Genomic DNA, 15,320 nt, shown 5'->3' with positions numbered 1-15,320 from the left:
TCAGGCGCGCTTTTTAAACTTCTTCACAATGCCGCTGAAACTCAGCAGCGTTGTATCATCGGCTTTAACCAGCCCGCGCACAAACACCATGCTGCCGGTTGAGCGCACAACATCGCCGCTGGCATACACAAGGCCCGACGGTGGACCGGCTGCCACGAACTCACCATTGAGAGAGATAGTCACACCGCCCGCCTCATCAAGCTCATTGAGCGCAATGGTGAACAGCGCGTAGTCGGCAAACGTCATCAACATGCCACCATGAATGGCGTTGCCGCCGTTGAGGTGTTTTGGTTCCACCTTGAAGGCAGACACCACCCCGTCAGCCGTGCGCTTGTAGAAAAACGGCCCGGCCATATTTTCAAAAGGCTCGTCGCCGGGCCAGTGCTCCCAACCCGCAAGTTCAGGTGGTGGCTTGATGGCCATGATAAGTGTCTCCGGAATAATTTTTCAGGATGACCCTACACAACGTCTGCGCCCGCCGCATCTTCTCTCGCGTGGATGATGCATGTCTTTGACGCGCCACAAGCCGTGCGGCTAGTCTCGCGCACCGGAAAACAGTTTTTACCCAGCAAGGCCCGCTCCATGTCACTTGATGCCGAAACCCGCCAGCAACTGATTGATTCGCTTTCCCGCTTCGTACGTCAGCGCCTGCGCCCGCTCGAAGATCAGGTTGCGGAAAATGATGCCGTGCCCGACGAGATTGTGCAGGAAATGCGCGAGCTTGGCCTGTTTGGCCTCGCCATCCCCGAAGAGCACGGCGGCCTTGGCCTGTCGATGGAGGACGAGTGCCTGGCCATGTTCGAGATGGGCCGCACGTCGCCCGCCTTTCGATCCGTGTTCGGCACGAATGTGGGCATCGGCAGTCAGGGCATTGTGATGTTCGGCAGTGACGAGCAAAAGCGCGAGTGGTTGCCGGGTCTGGCGTCCGGCGAGATCATCGCCAGCTTTGCGCTGACAGAACCCGAAGCAGGCTCAGACGCAGCCTCCGTCCGCACCACAGCCATTCGGGACGGCGATGACTATGTCATCAACGGCACCAAGCGCTACATCACCAACGCCAACAAGGCGGATATTTTCACCCTGATGGCACGCACCGACCCGGGCGTGAAGGGCGCGCGCGGCGTCTCGTCCTTCATTGTGCCGTCTGACCTGCCTGGCATCACGCTGGGAAAACCTGAAAAGAAAATGGGCCAGCAGGGAGCGCATATCTGCGACATCAGCTTCGACAATGTGCGCGTGCCCGCCCGCTTGCGTCTGGGCGAGGAAGGCATGGGTTTCATCAACGCCATGAAGATTCTTGAGCGCGGCCGCCTGCATATTTCAGCGGTCTGCGTGGGTGTATCCGAACGGCTGATTGCCGACAGCGTGGCTTATGCGGCAGAGCGCAAGCAGTTTGGACAGCCCATTGGCGAATTCCAGCTTGTTCAGGGCATGTTGGCCGACTGCAAGACCGAAAGCTACGCTGGGCGCTGCATGGTACTGGATGCGGCCCGCAGGCGTGACGCGGGAGAAGACATCGGGACGGAAGCCTCCTGCAGCAAATATTTCTGCTCCGAGATGGTGGGTCGCGTGGCCGACAAGGCAGTGCAGATATTTGGTGGTGCCGGATACATCACCGACTACGGCATTGAGCGGCTCTACCGGGACGTGCGCATTTTCCGGCTCTACGAAGGCACCAGCCAGATCCAGCAGATCGTCATCGCCCGTGCCATGTTGCGCGACGTTGCCTGAGGCTGATGCGCCAGCCATACGCCCTGCCGGCCTTGCTGGGCGATATCCGCGCCTGCACCGCCTGCGCGGATGATCTGCCCCATGCACCGCGTCCTGTTGTACGGGCCAGTGCGAGGGCACGCATTTGTGTGGTGGGGCAGGCACCGGGCAATCGCGTGCATAAGACAGGCATCCCGTTCAACGACCCGTCAGGTGATCGGTTGCGTGACTGGATGGGTGTGGATCGCGATACGTTTTACGACGAAAGCCGTATTGCCATTATTCCGATGGGCTTTTGCTTTCCCGGCCTTGATGCCAAGGGAAGTGACAAACCGCCGCTCAAGCGGTGTGCACACCTGTGGCGCGCCCGGCTGTTTTCCATGCTCGAGCAGGTTGAGTTTACACTTGTGATCGGCACCTATGCTCAGGCCTGGCATCTGGGTGACCAACGCAAAAAGACGGTGACAGACACGGTGGCCGCGTGGCGGGAGTATCTGCCCCGTACAATTCCCCTGCCGCATCCTTCGTGGCGCAACACGGGGTGGCTTCGGAAAAACCCCTGGTTTGAAGCCGACGTGCTGCCGGTGGTGCGCAGCGAAATTGCGGCCAGGCTATAGCAAATGTCGAAATACATTTTTTTTGTCTGTCTTTTGTTTGTGAGCGCCTGTGCGCCGCGCTTTGAAATGCCCGGTGCTGCCATTGCTCCGCCCGCGCTTTACACAGACCACCTGCGGGCAAGTGATGGCACGAAGATCGCGGTACGTGCTTTTGAAGCCGAAGACCCGCAGGCGATCATCGTCGCCGCTCACGGCTTCAATGACTACAGCAATGCTTTTTCACTGGCAGGCCCATGGTTTGCGCAGCGCGGCATCAGCCTTGTGGCACTGGATCAACGCGGCTTTGGTGAAACCCCGACCCGGGGCCGATGGGCGGGCACACCAGCTATGGCGGATGATGTGGCAGCACTCGTGCGTGCCGTCCATGCCCGCGCACCCGACACGCCGGTCTATCTGCTGGGCGTGAGCATGGGTGGTGCCGTGGCAACAGTGTCGGCGGCAGATAACCCCCTGCCGATTGCGGGTCTCATTCTGTCTGGCCCTGCATTTTGGGGCTGGTCGCAGATGAACCCGCTGTATCGCGGCACCCTGTGGGTCGCCGCCCATACAGTGCCCTGGTACACGCTGAGGGGTGAGGGGCTGGGCCTTTGGCCCTCCGACAATGTCGAGATGTTGCGCGCCCTGAGCCGCGACCCGCTGATGATCCGCCAGACACGTATCGACGTCCTGTATGGGCTGGTTACGCTGATGGATGACGCGTTTGCCGCAGCACCACGCATCACCACACCAACGTTGGTGTTGTTCGGTGACCGCGATGAGATTGTGCCCATCGCACCCGTGGAAGCGGTAGTGGAAAAACTTGGCGGCACTGCGCGTCTCGTGCGCTACGAAGACGGCTGGCATATGCTGCTGCGCGATCTGGCGCGGGAGCAGGTGTATGCTGATATTGCCGCGTGGATAACAGACCCTGAGGGCGAGCTTCCCTCAGCAGCAAAGGTCGGGCAAGAGGTAGCGCCGACGCCCGAATAAGGGCATTAAGACCCCTGCTGTCCACCCCAGATGAGCCGCGCGCCCATGCCCTTTTTTGCCATCGCTGAAAAACGCCCTGTCACAGTGCTGTTGCTGCTGTGTCTGGCACTCTATCTGCCCGGCTTGTTCACTCTGCCGGTGCTTGATCGTGATGAAGCCCGTTTTGCCCAGGCCACCGTGCAGATGCACGAAACCGGCGACTATATGGTGCCGCATTTTCAGGAAGACCTGCGCGCCAAAAAACCCGTCGCCATATACTGGATGCAGGCTCTCACCACCGGCACGGCCAGCGCGCTTGGCGCGGACACAGCAAGTGGACATCCCGGCATATGGGCCTTCCGCATTCCGTCCGTGATCGCTGCCATAGTGGTGGTGCTGCTGACATGGCGGCTCGCGTCAGCGTTCTATGGCCACCGTGCCGGGTTGATTGCAGGCGCGCTGATCGCCACAGCCGTCGTGCTGGTCGCCGAAGCCAACATTGCCAAAACCGATGCCGCTCTTGCCGCCAGTATCATGGCCGCACAACTGGCGCTGGCGCGGGTGTGGCTGGCACGTGATCCCCGGCGGCTGGTTCCCGGTATCGGCAATGCGCTGTTGTTCTGGGCCGCCATGGCCATCGGCATTTTGCTCAAAGGCCCGATTGCCCCCATGGTGAGCGGGCTGACCGCGCTGATGCTCATCGTTTTCAGCCGAGACATCAAATGGCTGTTTGCATTGCGGCCTGTGCGCGGCTTTGCACTGCTGCTGGTGCTCACCCTGCCCTGGGCAATCAGCGTATGGATCACCACCGGCGGTGCTTTCTTTGGCGAGGCAGTGGGGGGAGACTTCCTGCCCAAGCTCGCAGGCGGACAGGAAAGCCACGGCGCGCCCTTTGGGTATTACCTGGCACTGCTCACCCTGACATTCTTTCCGGTCAACATGCTGCTGTTGCCCGCCATCGCCAAAGCGTGGGGCGACAGGCACAGCAATGCCGTGATGTTTCTGGCTGCGTGGATCATTCCCAACTGGCTGGTGTTTGAAATCGTCCCAACCAAGCTGCCGCATTACGTGCTGCCGGTATATCCCGCCCTTGCCATTCTGGTTGCGGCTTTCATTGCGGCTGCATTCGTTGATCCTGCACGCCTCAGGTCGCGATTGGCACGGGTCAACATCGCAGTCTGGGCGGTGCTGGCAACGCTGCTGGCAGCCGCCATCGTTGCGCTGCCGGTGCTGTTGCCCGAAGGCATGGGGCAGGAGCCCGGGCCATGGCCGGTGGTGGGTGCCGGCATTTTTGCAGCGCTCGCTGTGCAGGCCATATTTCTGGCCTGGCGCGCACGGCCTGCCGGCATGGTGGTGGCGCTGGCGGTCACCGGCATTGCGTTTTCCGTTGCCCTGCTTGAGTTTGCCCGCCCCCGCGTCGAACCGTTGTGGGTGGCTGAGCGCGTTGCCGCCACTCTGGATGCACAAAGCCTGCTGGGTGAGCGGGTTGTCTCCGCCGGGTTCTCTGAACCAAGCCTCGTATTTGCGCTTGGCACGGAAACGCTCCTGACAAACGGCCCGACGGCTGCAGCGGAACTTGCAGCGGGCAATGCAACACTGGCCCTCGTTGAGGACCGTGAAGCGGCAGCCTTTGCCGCAACCGCTCGGTCCCTTGGCCTTGAAACTATGCCTGTCGGCGAAGTCACCGGGCTTAACTATTCGCGCGGCGATGTAGTTGCGATTATCATTCACCGGCGCGTAAGCCCGTAAACACACACCTGACGGAGACACCCCATGGACCTGGTAAACATGCTGATGGACGCACAGGGCGGCAAGTCCGTTGATGCACTGGCGCAGCAGTTCGGCCTCGACAAGGGTCAGGCGCTGGGTGCGCTGGGCGCGCTCGTACCCGCTGTTACCGGCGGAATGCAGCGCAACGCCAAACAGGGTGGTCTTAATTCGCTTCTGTCCGCGTTGGCGCAGGGCGATCACGATAAATATCTGGACGACCCCGCCCAGGTTGCAACTCCACAGGCCGCGCAGGTCGGCAACAAGATATTGGGTCACGCCCTTGGATCGAAGGATGTAAGCCGCGCTGTTGCCCAACGCGCGTCAGCTCAAACAGGCCTCGATAATGATGTGCTGAAAAAGATGCTGCCTGTGGTGGCCACCATGGTGATGGGCGCGCTGAGCAAAAAAGCCGGCGGCGGCACCGCCTATACGGGCAGCGGCGCATCATCAGGCGGTGGTGGTCTCGGCGATGTCGTCAGCGGCGTGCTCGGCAGCGTGCTTGGCGGCAACAACAAAGGCGCCCGCTCCGCAGGCAACTCAGCCGCCGACCTGCTCACCTCCGCCCTCGACCAGGACGGCGACGGCTCCATGATCGACGACGTGCTGGGCAGCCTGTTCAAGCGTTAGCACGCCTATCATGTTGGGAATCCCAAAGCTGAGGCCGCAGCCCGTGGAGGCATCGACAAAGCGAATTACCGTGAGTGGAAAAATGGTGGGCGCGGCTGGGATTGAACCAGCGACCCCTGCGGTGTGAACACAGTGCTCTCCCACTGAGCTACGCGCCCGCCGGTGCTGCATCTGCAACAGGGCAATGCAGCCGGGGAGCCGCGTTCTAGGTTTGCCGCGCGGCAAAGTCAAGCAGACGGCACAATGCCGTCAAGCGCTTCCAGAAACTCGTTGTAATGATCTATCACGACGTCTGCGCCCATCTCGCGCGGCGGAACGTGTGTGTAGCCAAACGACACCGCGATGGCGGGCATGGCGGCATTTCTGGCAGCGTCAATATCGAAAGGGCTGTCGCCAACCATCACGGTGCGGGCAGGGTCGCCTCCCAGGCGCCGCACCGCTTCAAACAGTGGTTCCGGGTCCGGCTTCTTCACGGGCAGCGTGTCGCCCCCGATCAGCACCGTGAAGAACCGTGACAGGTCCAGAAGCTCAAGTACCTTGAGCGACAAGTCTTCCACCTTGTTGGTAACAACGCCCAGCTTTACGCCGCGCGCCTGAAGTGTTTCGAGCACCGGCACCAGGCCGTCGAATATCTTCGTATGGTCGGCCAGATGATTGCCGTAATAATCCAGAAACTCGCGGAACACCTGCTCAAGCAACGCCTCGCTGGCAGGTGCGCCGGTTGCTTCAAAACCGCGCTCCATGATTTTACGCGCACCGCCGCCCACCATCTCGCGCACGCGCTCATGGGGCACACGGGCACGGCCATGGCGGGCCAAAACCACATTCATGGTTTCCGTCAGGTCCAGCGCTGTGTCAGCAAGCGTGCCGTCCAGATCAAACAGGACAGTGAGGGGTGTAGTCATGCCGCGAGTGCCTTGTGAGTGGGTGCGCATTGCGCGTGTGCCATGGGGCAGCCCTGCGTGCAAGTAAGAGCCATCAGCTTTCGTGCGCCCATGCGGCGGCTCCGGCCAGCGTTTTGTCCAGAACATCAATCGCGCCCGCGGCCACCCGACGTTCCCAGTCGGCGCGACGCGGCGCATAGGTGTCACGGATTTCCATCAGGTAGCCCGGCGCTTCGGGCGCATCCAGCCCGCCGACAAACCGCAGCCAGCGTTCGAGCATGGGAATGCGCATGATATAGCGGGCTTCCGAACGCGCCCGCGCGGAGCAAAACTCAACCACCGCCCCGGCCACATCAGCCTGGCCTTCCAGCATTTTTTCAAGACCCCAGAAAACAATGCCGCTGCGGGTCGGGCGTTGCGAGCCCCATTGTTTTTCAACGGTTTGCGCGGCCAGCGCATCTTCTCCCCACCACTGGGCTGCACGTGTGCGCGACACACTTTCCTCGTCACTGAAACACAGGAAAATGGTTTCGCCGTTGCCCACCGGACCTGAGTGAAAATCCACATAGGCCACGCGGCGGGCGGTTGCCAGTCGCTCTCTCACCACCTTTTGAAGCTCGCGCGTGGACCACGCCAGTGATGTGCCACCAAAGTGGTAGCCATCCGGGTGAGTGTATTGCCCGCGGCTGATGGCATCTTCCAGTGCCCATTGCCCGTGTCTCTCCACAAACCGTCCGCCTGCCATGAGCATTTTTTCCACGGATGCACGCGACATGTCCGGGGGACACAGGTGCGGATGGATTTCCGCATAGAGCGGGTTTTGCGGGTGCGGTTGTGTGTGGTCCAGCCAGTTGCGGTTGATGTCGATATTGTCTTCCGTGCCCCGCAATCCGTGCGCGAAGCCCCACGGGTTGACCCCATGCACAAACAGCATCGACACCCCGTCAGGCAGCGATCCACCCGCGTGATGCTGCAGCCATGCCACCTGCGCGCCCGACCCGGCAAAGCCCTCAGCGCCGTGAACACCGCTGAGACACACAACGACCGTATGCGCATCGTCAGGCCCCAGAAGTGCCAGATCAATAGCGAGTGATTCGCCCGTTGGGCCGGGCAGGGGATGCGAAATTGCCGTGAGGTGCCCGCCCGCAGCCTGCGCTGTGCGCGAAAACAGCTCACGCGCCTGCGCATAGGTGCTGGCAAAAGGGGAGGGTGGCGAGGGCAAGGGAGCGGCCTTATTAAGCAGCGCATATGAAATGCAGATGCCGATCAGTATCAACTACCCGGCACTTTAGCGCCATGCTGCTGCAAAATGCTGCTGCGACATGCAGGCAAATACCGCCGCTCACCCTTTGCACCGGCCCCGGCAGCCGCTAGAACGCATGACTACGTAAGCGGCACTCCTTTGACAGGACGTGTGGGCGGGGAGAACCAGGGCATGAGCGCAGCACCGGCAGGACTGAACGACGACACTTTGTTTCGTGAGGATGCGTACATTGATGGCCAGTGGGTGCGCCATGAAGCCGGCGCAACGACCGAGGTCACCAACCCCGCCACAGGCGAGGTAATCGCGAAGGTCGCATCACTTGGCCGCGCCGAGGCCACCCGCTCGGTGGAAGCTGCCGAGGCGGCTTTTAAGACCTGGTCCAAACGCCCTGCCAAACAACGCGCGCAAATCATCCGCCGATGGTTTGACCTGATGACGCAGCACGAAGATGACCTGGCCCGACTGCTGACGCTGGAGCAGGGCAAACCACTGCCCGAAGCACTGGCAGAAATCCGCTATGGTGCCGCCTTCACCGAGTTTTATGGCGAAGAAGCCAAGCGCGTGTATGGCGACACGGTGCCCGCACATTTCACTGATCGGCGCATTGTTGTCAGCAAACAGCCCATTGGCGTGGTCGCTGCCATCACCCCGTGGAACTTTCCCAACGCAATGATTTTGCGCAAGGTCGCCCCGGCACTGGCCGCAGGCTGCACCGTGGTGTGCAAGCCCGCCCCGCAAACCCCTTTGTCCGCGCTTGCCCTGTGCGAACTGGCAGAGCGCGCAGGCCTTCCCGCCGGGTGCTTCAACGTTGTGACCGGCAATGAGGTTGAGATTGGCGGCGTTTATACGTCGCATGATGCGGTAAGGGTGGTGACATTCACCGGGTCAACCGCTGTGGGAAAGCTGCTGATGGAGCAAAGCGCACGCACCGTCAAAAAAACCAGCATGGAGCTTGGCGGCAACGCCCCGTTCATTGTGTTTGACGACGCTGACATTGACCGCGCGGTGCAGGGGGCCATTGCCTCCAAGTATCGCAACACCGGACAGACCTGCGTATGTACCAACCGCATTCTTGTGCAAAACTCCGTGTACGCCGTATTTACACAGAAGCTCTCGGCAGCCGTTTCAAAGCTCAAGGTGGGCAACGGCCTTGAGGATGGCATGGAACAAGGCCCGCTGATCGACAAGGCAGCGCTGGAAAAAGTCGAAGCTCATGTGGCGGATGCACTGGCGAAGGGCGCAAAACTTGGCACCGGCGGCAACCGCCATGCGCTGGGCGGCACGTTTTATGAGCCGACGGTGCTGATAGATGCCGAACCCACCATGCGCATAGCGCAGGAGGAAACGTTTGGCCCCGTCGCGCCGGTGTTCCGCTTCCGCACCGAAGAAGAAGCCATCGCCATGGCGAACGACACAAAATACGGGCTGGCAGCTTATGTTTACACGCGCGATGTGGGGCGCTGCTGGCGGGTCGGGGAAGCGCTGGATTTTGGCATTGTCGGCCTCAACGAGGCGCTGCTGTCAGTTGAAGTGGCACCGTTTGGCGGTGTGAAGGAAAGCGGCGTCGGTCGCGAAGGCGGCAAATGGGGCATCGAGGAGTTTCTGGAGCCCAAATACATGACCTTTGGCGGTCTTGATGGGGGTACAGCCTGATGAGCGACACCAACCTGACAGCAGACGAACAAAAGCGCGTGGCCGCGGAGGCTGCCCTTGAGCATGTAAAGCCTGGCATGAAGCTGGGACTGGGCACCGGCTCGACGGCGGCGCATTTTGTCAAGGCGCTGGGCGCAAAGGCGCGGCGCGAGGCGCTGGACTTTTTGTGTGTGCCAACATCACAAGCAACGGGCGCACTCGCCAAAGAGGTGGGGCTGACCGTGACCAGTCTCGACGAAGTGCCGCATCTCGACCTTACCATTGACGGAGCCGACGAGATCGGCCCGCATCTCAATCTCATAAAAGGCGGCGGAGGCGCGCTGTTGCGTGAAAAAATCGTCGCGTTTGCATCAAGGCAAATGATCGTTATTGCTGACGAAAGCAAGGTCGTGCCGCATCTGGGCAATTTTCCGCTTCCCGTCGAGGTGGTGCCGTTTGGTGCGCGGGCAACCGGCGACCGCATTCTTGAAGCAGGCAAGCTATACGGCTGCGAGGGAGCGTTGTCGCTGCGTACGGACGAATATGACGAGCCGTTCCTCACCGACAGCAACAATCTGATTTTCGACTGGGCACTGGGCGAAATCCCCGACCCGGACGGGTTGGGCACCTATGTGTCTCGGCTGCCCGGCGTTGTGGAGCACGGTCTTTTTTTGGGCCTTGCCCATGCAGCAATTATCGGCAGGGCCGATGGCACAATCGAAACGCTGAAACGCTAGCAATCAAGCGCTTGTGAGTTGCGGTAGGGTGGGCACGTCCCATCTGTTCTGCGTCACGGGAAAAAGAAGGGCCTGACAGATGGCTGACTATGATTATGACCTTTTCACCATCGGTGCCGGGTCGGGCGGTGTACGCGCCTCACGCATGGCGGCCTCTCACGGGGCCAAAGTGGCGGTGGCGGAAGAATACCGCGTTGGCGGTACCTGCGTCATTCGCGGCTGCGTCCCCAAGAAGCTGTTTGTTTATGCCAGCCATGTGCATGAAGAAATCGAAGATGCTGCAGGCTTTGGCTGGACGGTGGAAGGCGCAAGGTTCGACTGGAAAACGCTGATTGCCAACAAGGACCAGGAAATTGATCGCCTCAACGGCATCTATATCCGCAACCTTGCAGGCTCCGGCGTGGAGATCATCGAAGACCGCGCCATCATCAAGGACAAACACACGATCCATCTGGTGAACCAAAACCGCGACGTGACCGCGAAATACATCCTCATCGCCACCGGCGCGACGCCCAATGTGCACGAAGTGCCCGGCCACGAACACGCGATCACCTCCAACGAAGCGTTCCACCTGGAAGAACTGCCAAAACGCATCGTGGTGGCGGGGGGTGGCTACATCTCCGTCGAGTTCGCCGGTATTTTCAACGGACTGGGTGTGGAAACCACGCTGCTCTATCGCGGTGAGGAGATCCTGCGCGGCTTTGACGACGATTTGCGGACCACGCTGCACACTGAAATGGAAAAGAAGGGTGTACGGATCATCACCGGAAAGGTGTTTGACCGTATCGACAAGTCCGGCGATGAATTGCACGCCACGCTCAGCGACGGGTCCGTGCTGGAAACAGATGCCATCATGTTCGCCATTGGCCGCAATCCCAACTCGCAGGGGCTGGGGCTGGAGACTGTGGGCGTCGAGGTTCTGCCCAACGGCGCGATCGCGGTGGATGCCTATTCCAAAACCAGTATCGACAACATCTACGCGGTGGGTGATGTCACCAACCGTGCCAACCTGACGCCGGTTGCCATCCGCGAGGGGGCCGCGTTCGCTGAAACCGTTTTCAACAACAATCCTGTTGCCGTCGATCACTCAATCATTCCAACGGCGGTGTTCTCATCTCCTGAGATCGGCACCGTGGGTATTTCCGAGGCCGAAGCACGCAAGGCGTTTGGCCGGGTGGATATTTATAAATCCACCTTCCGCGCCATGAAGCACACGCTGTCAGGGCGCGATGAAAAGACCATGATGAAAATCATCGTGCACCCGCAGACAGACCGCGTACTGGGCGTTCATATGATCGGCCCCGCGTCCGGCGAAATCATCCAGGCCGTGGGCATTGCCGTGCAGATGGGAGCCACAAAAGCGCAGTTTGACGCCACTGTGGCGGTGCATCCCACAGCCGCGGAAGAGCTGGTGACCATGAAAACGCCCGAACCGCAGCCCGACGCAATCGCGGCGGATTAACCACTTCGTGTCCTGCCGCCCAACGTCCGCAGCGGCAGGGGGTGGAATCAACAGCGCTGCGCGCGTATATATCGCCCGTCTCCGGGTCATTTCGAGCGGTTTGCAGCCTTCCGGCATTTTGGCTGGCGGCTGCTGCAAACAGCATCCCGGCAGCACCAAATGCGAGTGATGACATGAGTGATACCTGGAAGCCCAATTCCTGGCGGTTAAAACCCGCCAAACACATTCCCGAATACCCGGATGCTGAAAAGCTCGCGGACGTTGAAAAGACTCTTGCCGGCTACCCGCCGCTGGTCTTTGCAGGCGAAGCGCGCGCGCTGAAAGCCGACCTTGCAGACGTTGCCGAGGGCCGTGCTTTTTTGCTGCAGGGCGGCGACTGTGCTGAGAGCTTCGCCGAGTTTCACCCGGATAATATCCGAGATACGTTCCGTGTCCTGTTGCAGATGGCGGTCGTGCTTACCTTCGCGGCAGGTTCGCCGGTTGTGAAAGTGGGCCGCATTGCCGGCCAGTTCGCCAAGCCGCGTTCCGCTGCCACTGAAACCCAGGGCGATGTCACGTTGCCCAGTTACTTTGGCGACAACATCAACGGGATCGAGTTTGATGCAGCCGTGCGCAATCCTGATCCGGCGCGCCAGGTGCAGGCCTATTCGCAGGCAGCTTCAACGCTCAACCTGCTGCGCGCGTTCGCGCAGGGCGGCTATGCTGACCTCAACTTCGTGCATCGCTGGAACATGGGATTCGTCGCTGACAGCCCCCAGGGCCACCGCTACGAGGAACTGGCCACGCGCATCTCCGAGACGCTGGACTTCATGAAGGCCTGCGGTATTGACGCTGATTCAACCCCGCAGTTGCAGCAGACGGATTTTTACACCAGCCATGAAGCACTGCTGCTTGGTTACGAGCAGGCGATGACCCGTGTCGATTCAACGACCGGCGACTGGTACGACACATCCGCCCACATGCTGTGGATCGGCGACCGCACCCGCCACCCTGACGAGGCCCACGTGGAGTTCATGCGCGGCATCAAGAACCCCATCGCCATGAAGTGCGGCCCCTCGCTGGAGCCGGACGAACTGGTGCGCCTGTGTGATGCGCTGAACCCGGACAATGAGCCTGGCCGCCTGACACTTATCGCGCGTTTTGGCTCTGAAAAAGTCGGCGACGGCCTGCCGCCGCTCATTCGTGCCATCGAGCGTGAGGGCAAAAAAGTTGTGTGGTCGTGCGACCCGATGCATGGCAACACCATCAAGGCTGCCAACGGCTACAAGACCCGCCCTGTGGATCGTATCCTCAAGGAAGTGCAGGACTTTATGGCCGTGCACCGCGCCGAAGGCACCCACGCAGGCGGTGTCCATTTTGAAATGACCGGCTCCGACGTGACCGAATGTCTGGGCGGTGCCATCGAAGTAACCGAGGAAAGCCTGTCGGACCGCTACCATACCCATTGCGATCCGCGTCTCAACGCCAACCAGGCGCTTGAACTGGCCTTCCTCATTGCCGAGGGTCTGAAAGCCGAACGTCAGGAGCGCGAACGCGCTATTGCCGCGGGCTGACAACCGCACATAAAGTCATAGCCCGCTCCCTTTACCGCCGTTACCATGGCGGCAACAGGGGAGCGCGCGTGTCCGTATTTTCGCACATAACAAAAACAGCATCCTGTCTGACTGTCGCTGTCGGCATGTTCTTGTCAGCTTCTGCGTACGCGCAGGAGCCGGGAAGCGCCGCACCGTCGTCGGCCTTCCGCGTAGCGCCCTGCGTGGATGTCATCGGTTACGGATTTGACCGCGCGTCATGCGGCTTTCTGGATGTGCAGGAAACCCCACAGGGCCGTGGTTTGTCACTGCCGGTGTCCATCATTGCGCCGCTCTCACCGGCATCTGAGCTAAAAGCCCCGGTGATCTTTGCTCATGGCGGGCCGGGCGGGCAGATTGTCAAATCAACCCGCCAGTTAGCCCAACACCCCATGGGCCGCGATCGCGCCATTATCCTGTTCGACCAGCGCGCGTCGGGCCGTGCCCTCCCCGATGATTGCCCGGACGCAGGGCGAGAGTATCTCGCGATGCTGGCTGAGGATCTGTCGCCTGAGCAGGCCACCTTGGCGCAGGCCGCCATCGAAGGCGCATGTCGTGACGACATCATTGCGCAGGGCGCTGACCTCAATGGCTATGGCACCCGCCGCACGGTGGCCGACATGGAAACCCTGCGCGAAGCGCTGGGCATTGATCAGTGGAACGTAATGGGTGTGTCCTATGGAACCACCGTGGCGCTGGACTATGTTCGCCAACACCCTGACCGCACCCGCGCCCTCGTGCTGGACAGTCTCTACCCGCCGTCATTCCCGCCCGGCGGTGACACAGCCACCCGCTCCTACGCGCGCGCACTTGAGCAGCTTTATACAGATTGCCGCCGCGATGTTGCCTGCCGTCGCGCATTTCCCGGCCTTGAGACCTCTCATCTGGCAACACTCATCGCGCTGGGGCGCGAGCCGCTGGTGCTGCCGGCAGACACAGGCCTTATTGCGTCCGGCGAATTCGTGATGAACCCGCAGGACTTCACAAACGTCATCCACCAGATGCTGTATGCCGATGAAACCATTTCGCTGGTGCCCGTGGTGATTGACCTGGCCGCCCGCAAAAACGCCAATGCCCTTGCAAACCTGATTGATGTGATGGGACCACGTGCGCTGGACCTGGATTTCACCGCCCGGCTGTCCGTCGAATGCCGCGAACGCTGGCTGACGCCGGGCCGGACCCTGCGCGATACGAACCGGCTGGAGCGCTTTTTACGCCGAACCATGACGGTGTTTGATACCGAAGACCTGCTGTGCCCGGACTGGGCCCCGCAGTTTGAAGACGCCGGTTTCAACGACCCGGTGTCATCGCCGGTGCCCGCGCTGTTTTATTCAGGCGCCAACGACCCCATCACGCCGCCTGAAAATACTGTTTCGAGTTTTCGACTGTTTCCCAACGCGCAATACGTTCATGCATTGCATACGGGCCACGGCGTGGATCGCGCCCATGGCTGCATTCAAGACATAACAGCGGCATTTCTGGACAATCCGCGTGAATTGGTGCGCGACGGCTGCGTGGCTTCCATTGCACCTATCGCTTTTGTTACTGATGTGGCGCTGTCGCGTGGTGTGCTGCCTTACGCAACGAATGTGCTGCAAACCCGAAGTCTGCTCACGATTGCAACGCTGGGTCTGGGCGTGCTTGCGATGTTCGTGGGCCTGGTCTGGACGCTTACCAGCCTTGCCCGCCGTCGCCACAGCCGCCTGCCGTCTGCGGCTGCTTTTGGCAGTGCCGCACTGCTGGGCGCGGGCGCTGTAACGCTTATGGTATTCGTCGCGGTTCTGACACTGGCAATTGCTGATGTCGCAGCCGGGATGACACCTGCCATTCTGGCGTTGGGCCTTCCACAGGCGCATGGCTGGCTGCTGATGCTGCCGCTGACAGCTGTTGCGCTGTGCGGTGCGGGCCTGTTGGCACTGGTGCTTGCAGTGGCGCGCGGCGGACCAAACACCCGCGCCAACATACCGCTTTTCACGTTGGCATCAGGCTGTGCACTGGCGCTGGGCACTGTGTGGATGCTCGGCTTCTTCGCGCCAGTCGCATAAAAACGCCACCCCGCGGGATACGCACGGGGTGGCGCTTGTAACGTCATGAAAAG

Annotated in this window: 13 protein-coding genes and 1 tRNA gene; 10 read left to right on the top strand and 4 right to left on the bottom strand. The window is 60.8% G+C overall.

Features of this window, described 5'->3' with window-relative positions:
- Window positions 1-423, bottom strand: a complete 423-nt coding sequence (locus RIB87_RS09020; RefSeq protein WP_350145740.1) for a PaaI family thioesterase — start codon at window positions 421-423, stop codon at window positions 1-3.
- Between the two features lie 159 nt (window positions 424-582).
- Between RIB87_RS09020 and RIB87_RS09015 the strand changes: the two genes are divergently transcribed.
- The 5 genes from RIB87_RS09015 to RIB87_RS08995 are packed head-to-tail and all read left to right on the top strand — an operon-like array spanning window position 583 to window position 5,672.
- Window positions 583-1,731: an acyl-CoA dehydrogenase family protein gene (locus RIB87_RS09015; protein ID WP_350145738.1), complete on the top strand. Its 1,149-nt coding sequence runs from the start codon at window positions 583-585 to the stop codon at window positions 1,729-1,731.
- Window positions 1,732-1,736: 5 nt separating this feature from the next.
- Window positions 1,737-2,327: a uracil-DNA glycosylase family protein gene (locus RIB87_RS09010; RefSeq protein WP_350145736.1), complete on the top strand. Its 591-nt coding sequence runs from the start codon at window positions 1,737-1,739 to the stop codon at window positions 2,325-2,327.
- A 3-nt stretch (window positions 2,328-2,330) separates the two neighbouring features.
- Window positions 2,331-3,296 carry an alpha/beta hydrolase gene (locus tag RIB87_RS09005; protein ID WP_350145734.1) on the top strand — a complete coding sequence of 322 codons (966 nt, stop codon included), beginning with the start codon at window positions 2,331-2,333 and terminating at the stop codon, window positions 3,294-3,296.
- A 45-nt stretch (window positions 3,297-3,341) separates the two neighbouring features.
- The gene (locus RIB87_RS09000; RefSeq protein WP_350145732.1) at window positions 3,342-5,024 is read left to right on the top strand and encodes an ArnT family glycosyltransferase; all 1,683 of its coding nucleotides are present in this window, start codon (window positions 3,342-3,344) and stop codon (window positions 5,022-5,024) included.
- Window positions 5,025-5,048: 24 nt separating this feature from the next.
- Entirely contained in the window at window positions 5,049-5,672 is a 624-nt protein-coding gene (locus tag RIB87_RS08995; RefSeq protein ID WP_350145730.1) for a DUF937 domain-containing protein, read from the top strand.
- An 83-nt stretch (window positions 5,673-5,755) separates the two neighbouring features.
- Here the strand turns inward: RIB87_RS08995 and RIB87_RS08990 are convergent.
- The 3 genes from RIB87_RS08990 to RIB87_RS08980 form a co-directional block, all read right to left on the bottom strand.
- Window positions 5,756-5,830 (bottom strand) — tRNA-Val (locus RIB87_RS08990).
- A gap of 69 nt (window positions 5,831-5,899) precedes the next feature.
- The gene (gene gph, locus RIB87_RS08985) at window positions 5,900-6,577 is read right to left on the bottom strand and encodes a phosphoglycolate phosphatase (RefSeq protein ID WP_350145728.1); all 678 of its coding nucleotides are present in this window, start codon (window positions 6,575-6,577) and stop codon (window positions 5,900-5,902) included.
- 73 nt (window positions 6,578-6,650) lie between these two features.
- Window positions 6,651-7,778: a M14 family metallopeptidase gene (locus tag RIB87_RS08980; RefSeq protein ID WP_350145726.1), complete on the bottom strand. Its 1,128-nt coding sequence runs from the start codon at window positions 7,776-7,778 to the stop codon at window positions 6,651-6,653.
- A 213-nt stretch (window positions 7,779-7,991) separates the two neighbouring features.
- Between RIB87_RS08980 and RIB87_RS08975 the strand changes: the two genes are divergently transcribed.
- The 5 genes from RIB87_RS08975 to RIB87_RS15515 all read left to right on the top strand — a co-directional run bounded on the left by RIB87_RS08975 (window position 7,992) and on the right by RIB87_RS15515 (window position 15,267).
- Entirely contained in the window at window positions 7,992-9,473 is a 1,482-nt protein-coding gene (locus RIB87_RS08975) for an NAD-dependent succinate-semialdehyde dehydrogenase (RefSeq protein WP_350145724.1), read from the top strand.
- 14 nt (window positions 9,474-9,487) lie between these two features.
- Window positions 9,488-10,189: a ribose-5-phosphate isomerase RpiA gene (gene rpiA / locus RIB87_RS08970; protein WP_350146557.1), complete on the top strand. Its 702-nt coding sequence runs from the start codon at window positions 9,488-9,490 to the stop codon at window positions 10,187-10,189.
- Between the two features lie 79 nt (window positions 10,190-10,268).
- Entirely contained in the window at window positions 10,269-11,651 is a 1,383-nt protein-coding gene (gene gor / locus RIB87_RS08965) for a glutathione-disulfide reductase (protein ID WP_350145722.1), read from the top strand.
- Window positions 11,652-11,824: 173 nt separating this feature from the next.
- On the top strand, window positions 11,825-13,204 hold the full coding sequence (locus RIB87_RS08960) for a class II 3-deoxy-7-phosphoheptulonate synthase (protein ID WP_350145720.1): 1,380 nt from the start codon (window positions 11,825-11,827) through the stop codon (window positions 13,202-13,204).
- Between the two features lie 68 nt (window positions 13,205-13,272).
- On the top strand, window positions 13,273-15,267 hold the full coding sequence (locus RIB87_RS15515) for an alpha/beta fold hydrolase (RefSeq protein WP_502943232.1): 1,995 nt from the start codon (window positions 13,273-13,275) through the stop codon (window positions 15,265-15,267).
- Window positions 15,268-15,320 lie beyond the last annotated feature (53 nt).

This window comes from Pyruvatibacter sp., assembly GCF_040219635.1.
Classification (GTDB): domain Bacteria; phylum Pseudomonadota; class Alphaproteobacteria; order CGMCC-115125; family CGMCC-115125; genus Pyruvatibacter.
Note: the sequence above shows the minus strand (reverse complement) of the source record. Positions and strands in the feature narration are given on the sequence as shown.

Coding starts and splice junctions, on each gene's coding strand:
- RIB87_RS08960 (WP_350145720.1), top strand. CDS start 11,825: ATGAGTGATACCTGGAAGCCCAATTCCTGGCGGTTAAAACCCGCCAAA.
- RIB87_RS09000 (WP_350145732.1), top strand. CDS start 3,342: ATGCCCTTTTTTGCCATCGCTGAAAAACGCCCTGTCACAGTGCTGTTG.
- RIB87_RS09010 (WP_350145736.1), top strand. CDS start 1,737: ATGCGCCAGCCATACGCCCTGCCGGCCTTGCTGGGCGATATCCGCGCC.
- RIB87_RS08995 (WP_350145730.1), top strand. CDS start 5,049: ATGGACCTGGTAAACATGCTGATGGACGCACAGGGCGGCAAGTCCGTT.
- RIB87_RS09015 (WP_350145738.1), top strand. CDS start 583: ATGTCACTTGATGCCGAAACCCGCCAGCAACTGATTGATTCGCTTTCC.
- RIB87_RS09005 (WP_350145734.1), top strand. CDS start 2,331: ATGTCGAAATACATTTTTTTTGTCTGTCTTTTGTTTGTGAGCGCCTGT.
- RIB87_RS09020 (WP_350145740.1), bottom strand. CDS start 423: ATGGCCATCAAGCCACCACCTGAACTTGCGGGTTGGGAGCACTGGCCC.
- RIB87_RS08975 (WP_350145724.1), top strand. CDS start 7,992: ATGAGCGCAGCACCGGCAGGACTGAACGACGACACTTTGTTTCGTGAG.
- gor (WP_350145722.1), top strand. CDS start 10,269: ATGGCTGACTATGATTATGACCTTTTCACCATCGGTGCCGGGTCGGGC.
- gph (WP_350145728.1), bottom strand. CDS start 6,577: ATGACTACACCCCTCACTGTCCTGTTTGATCTGGACGGCACGCTTGCT.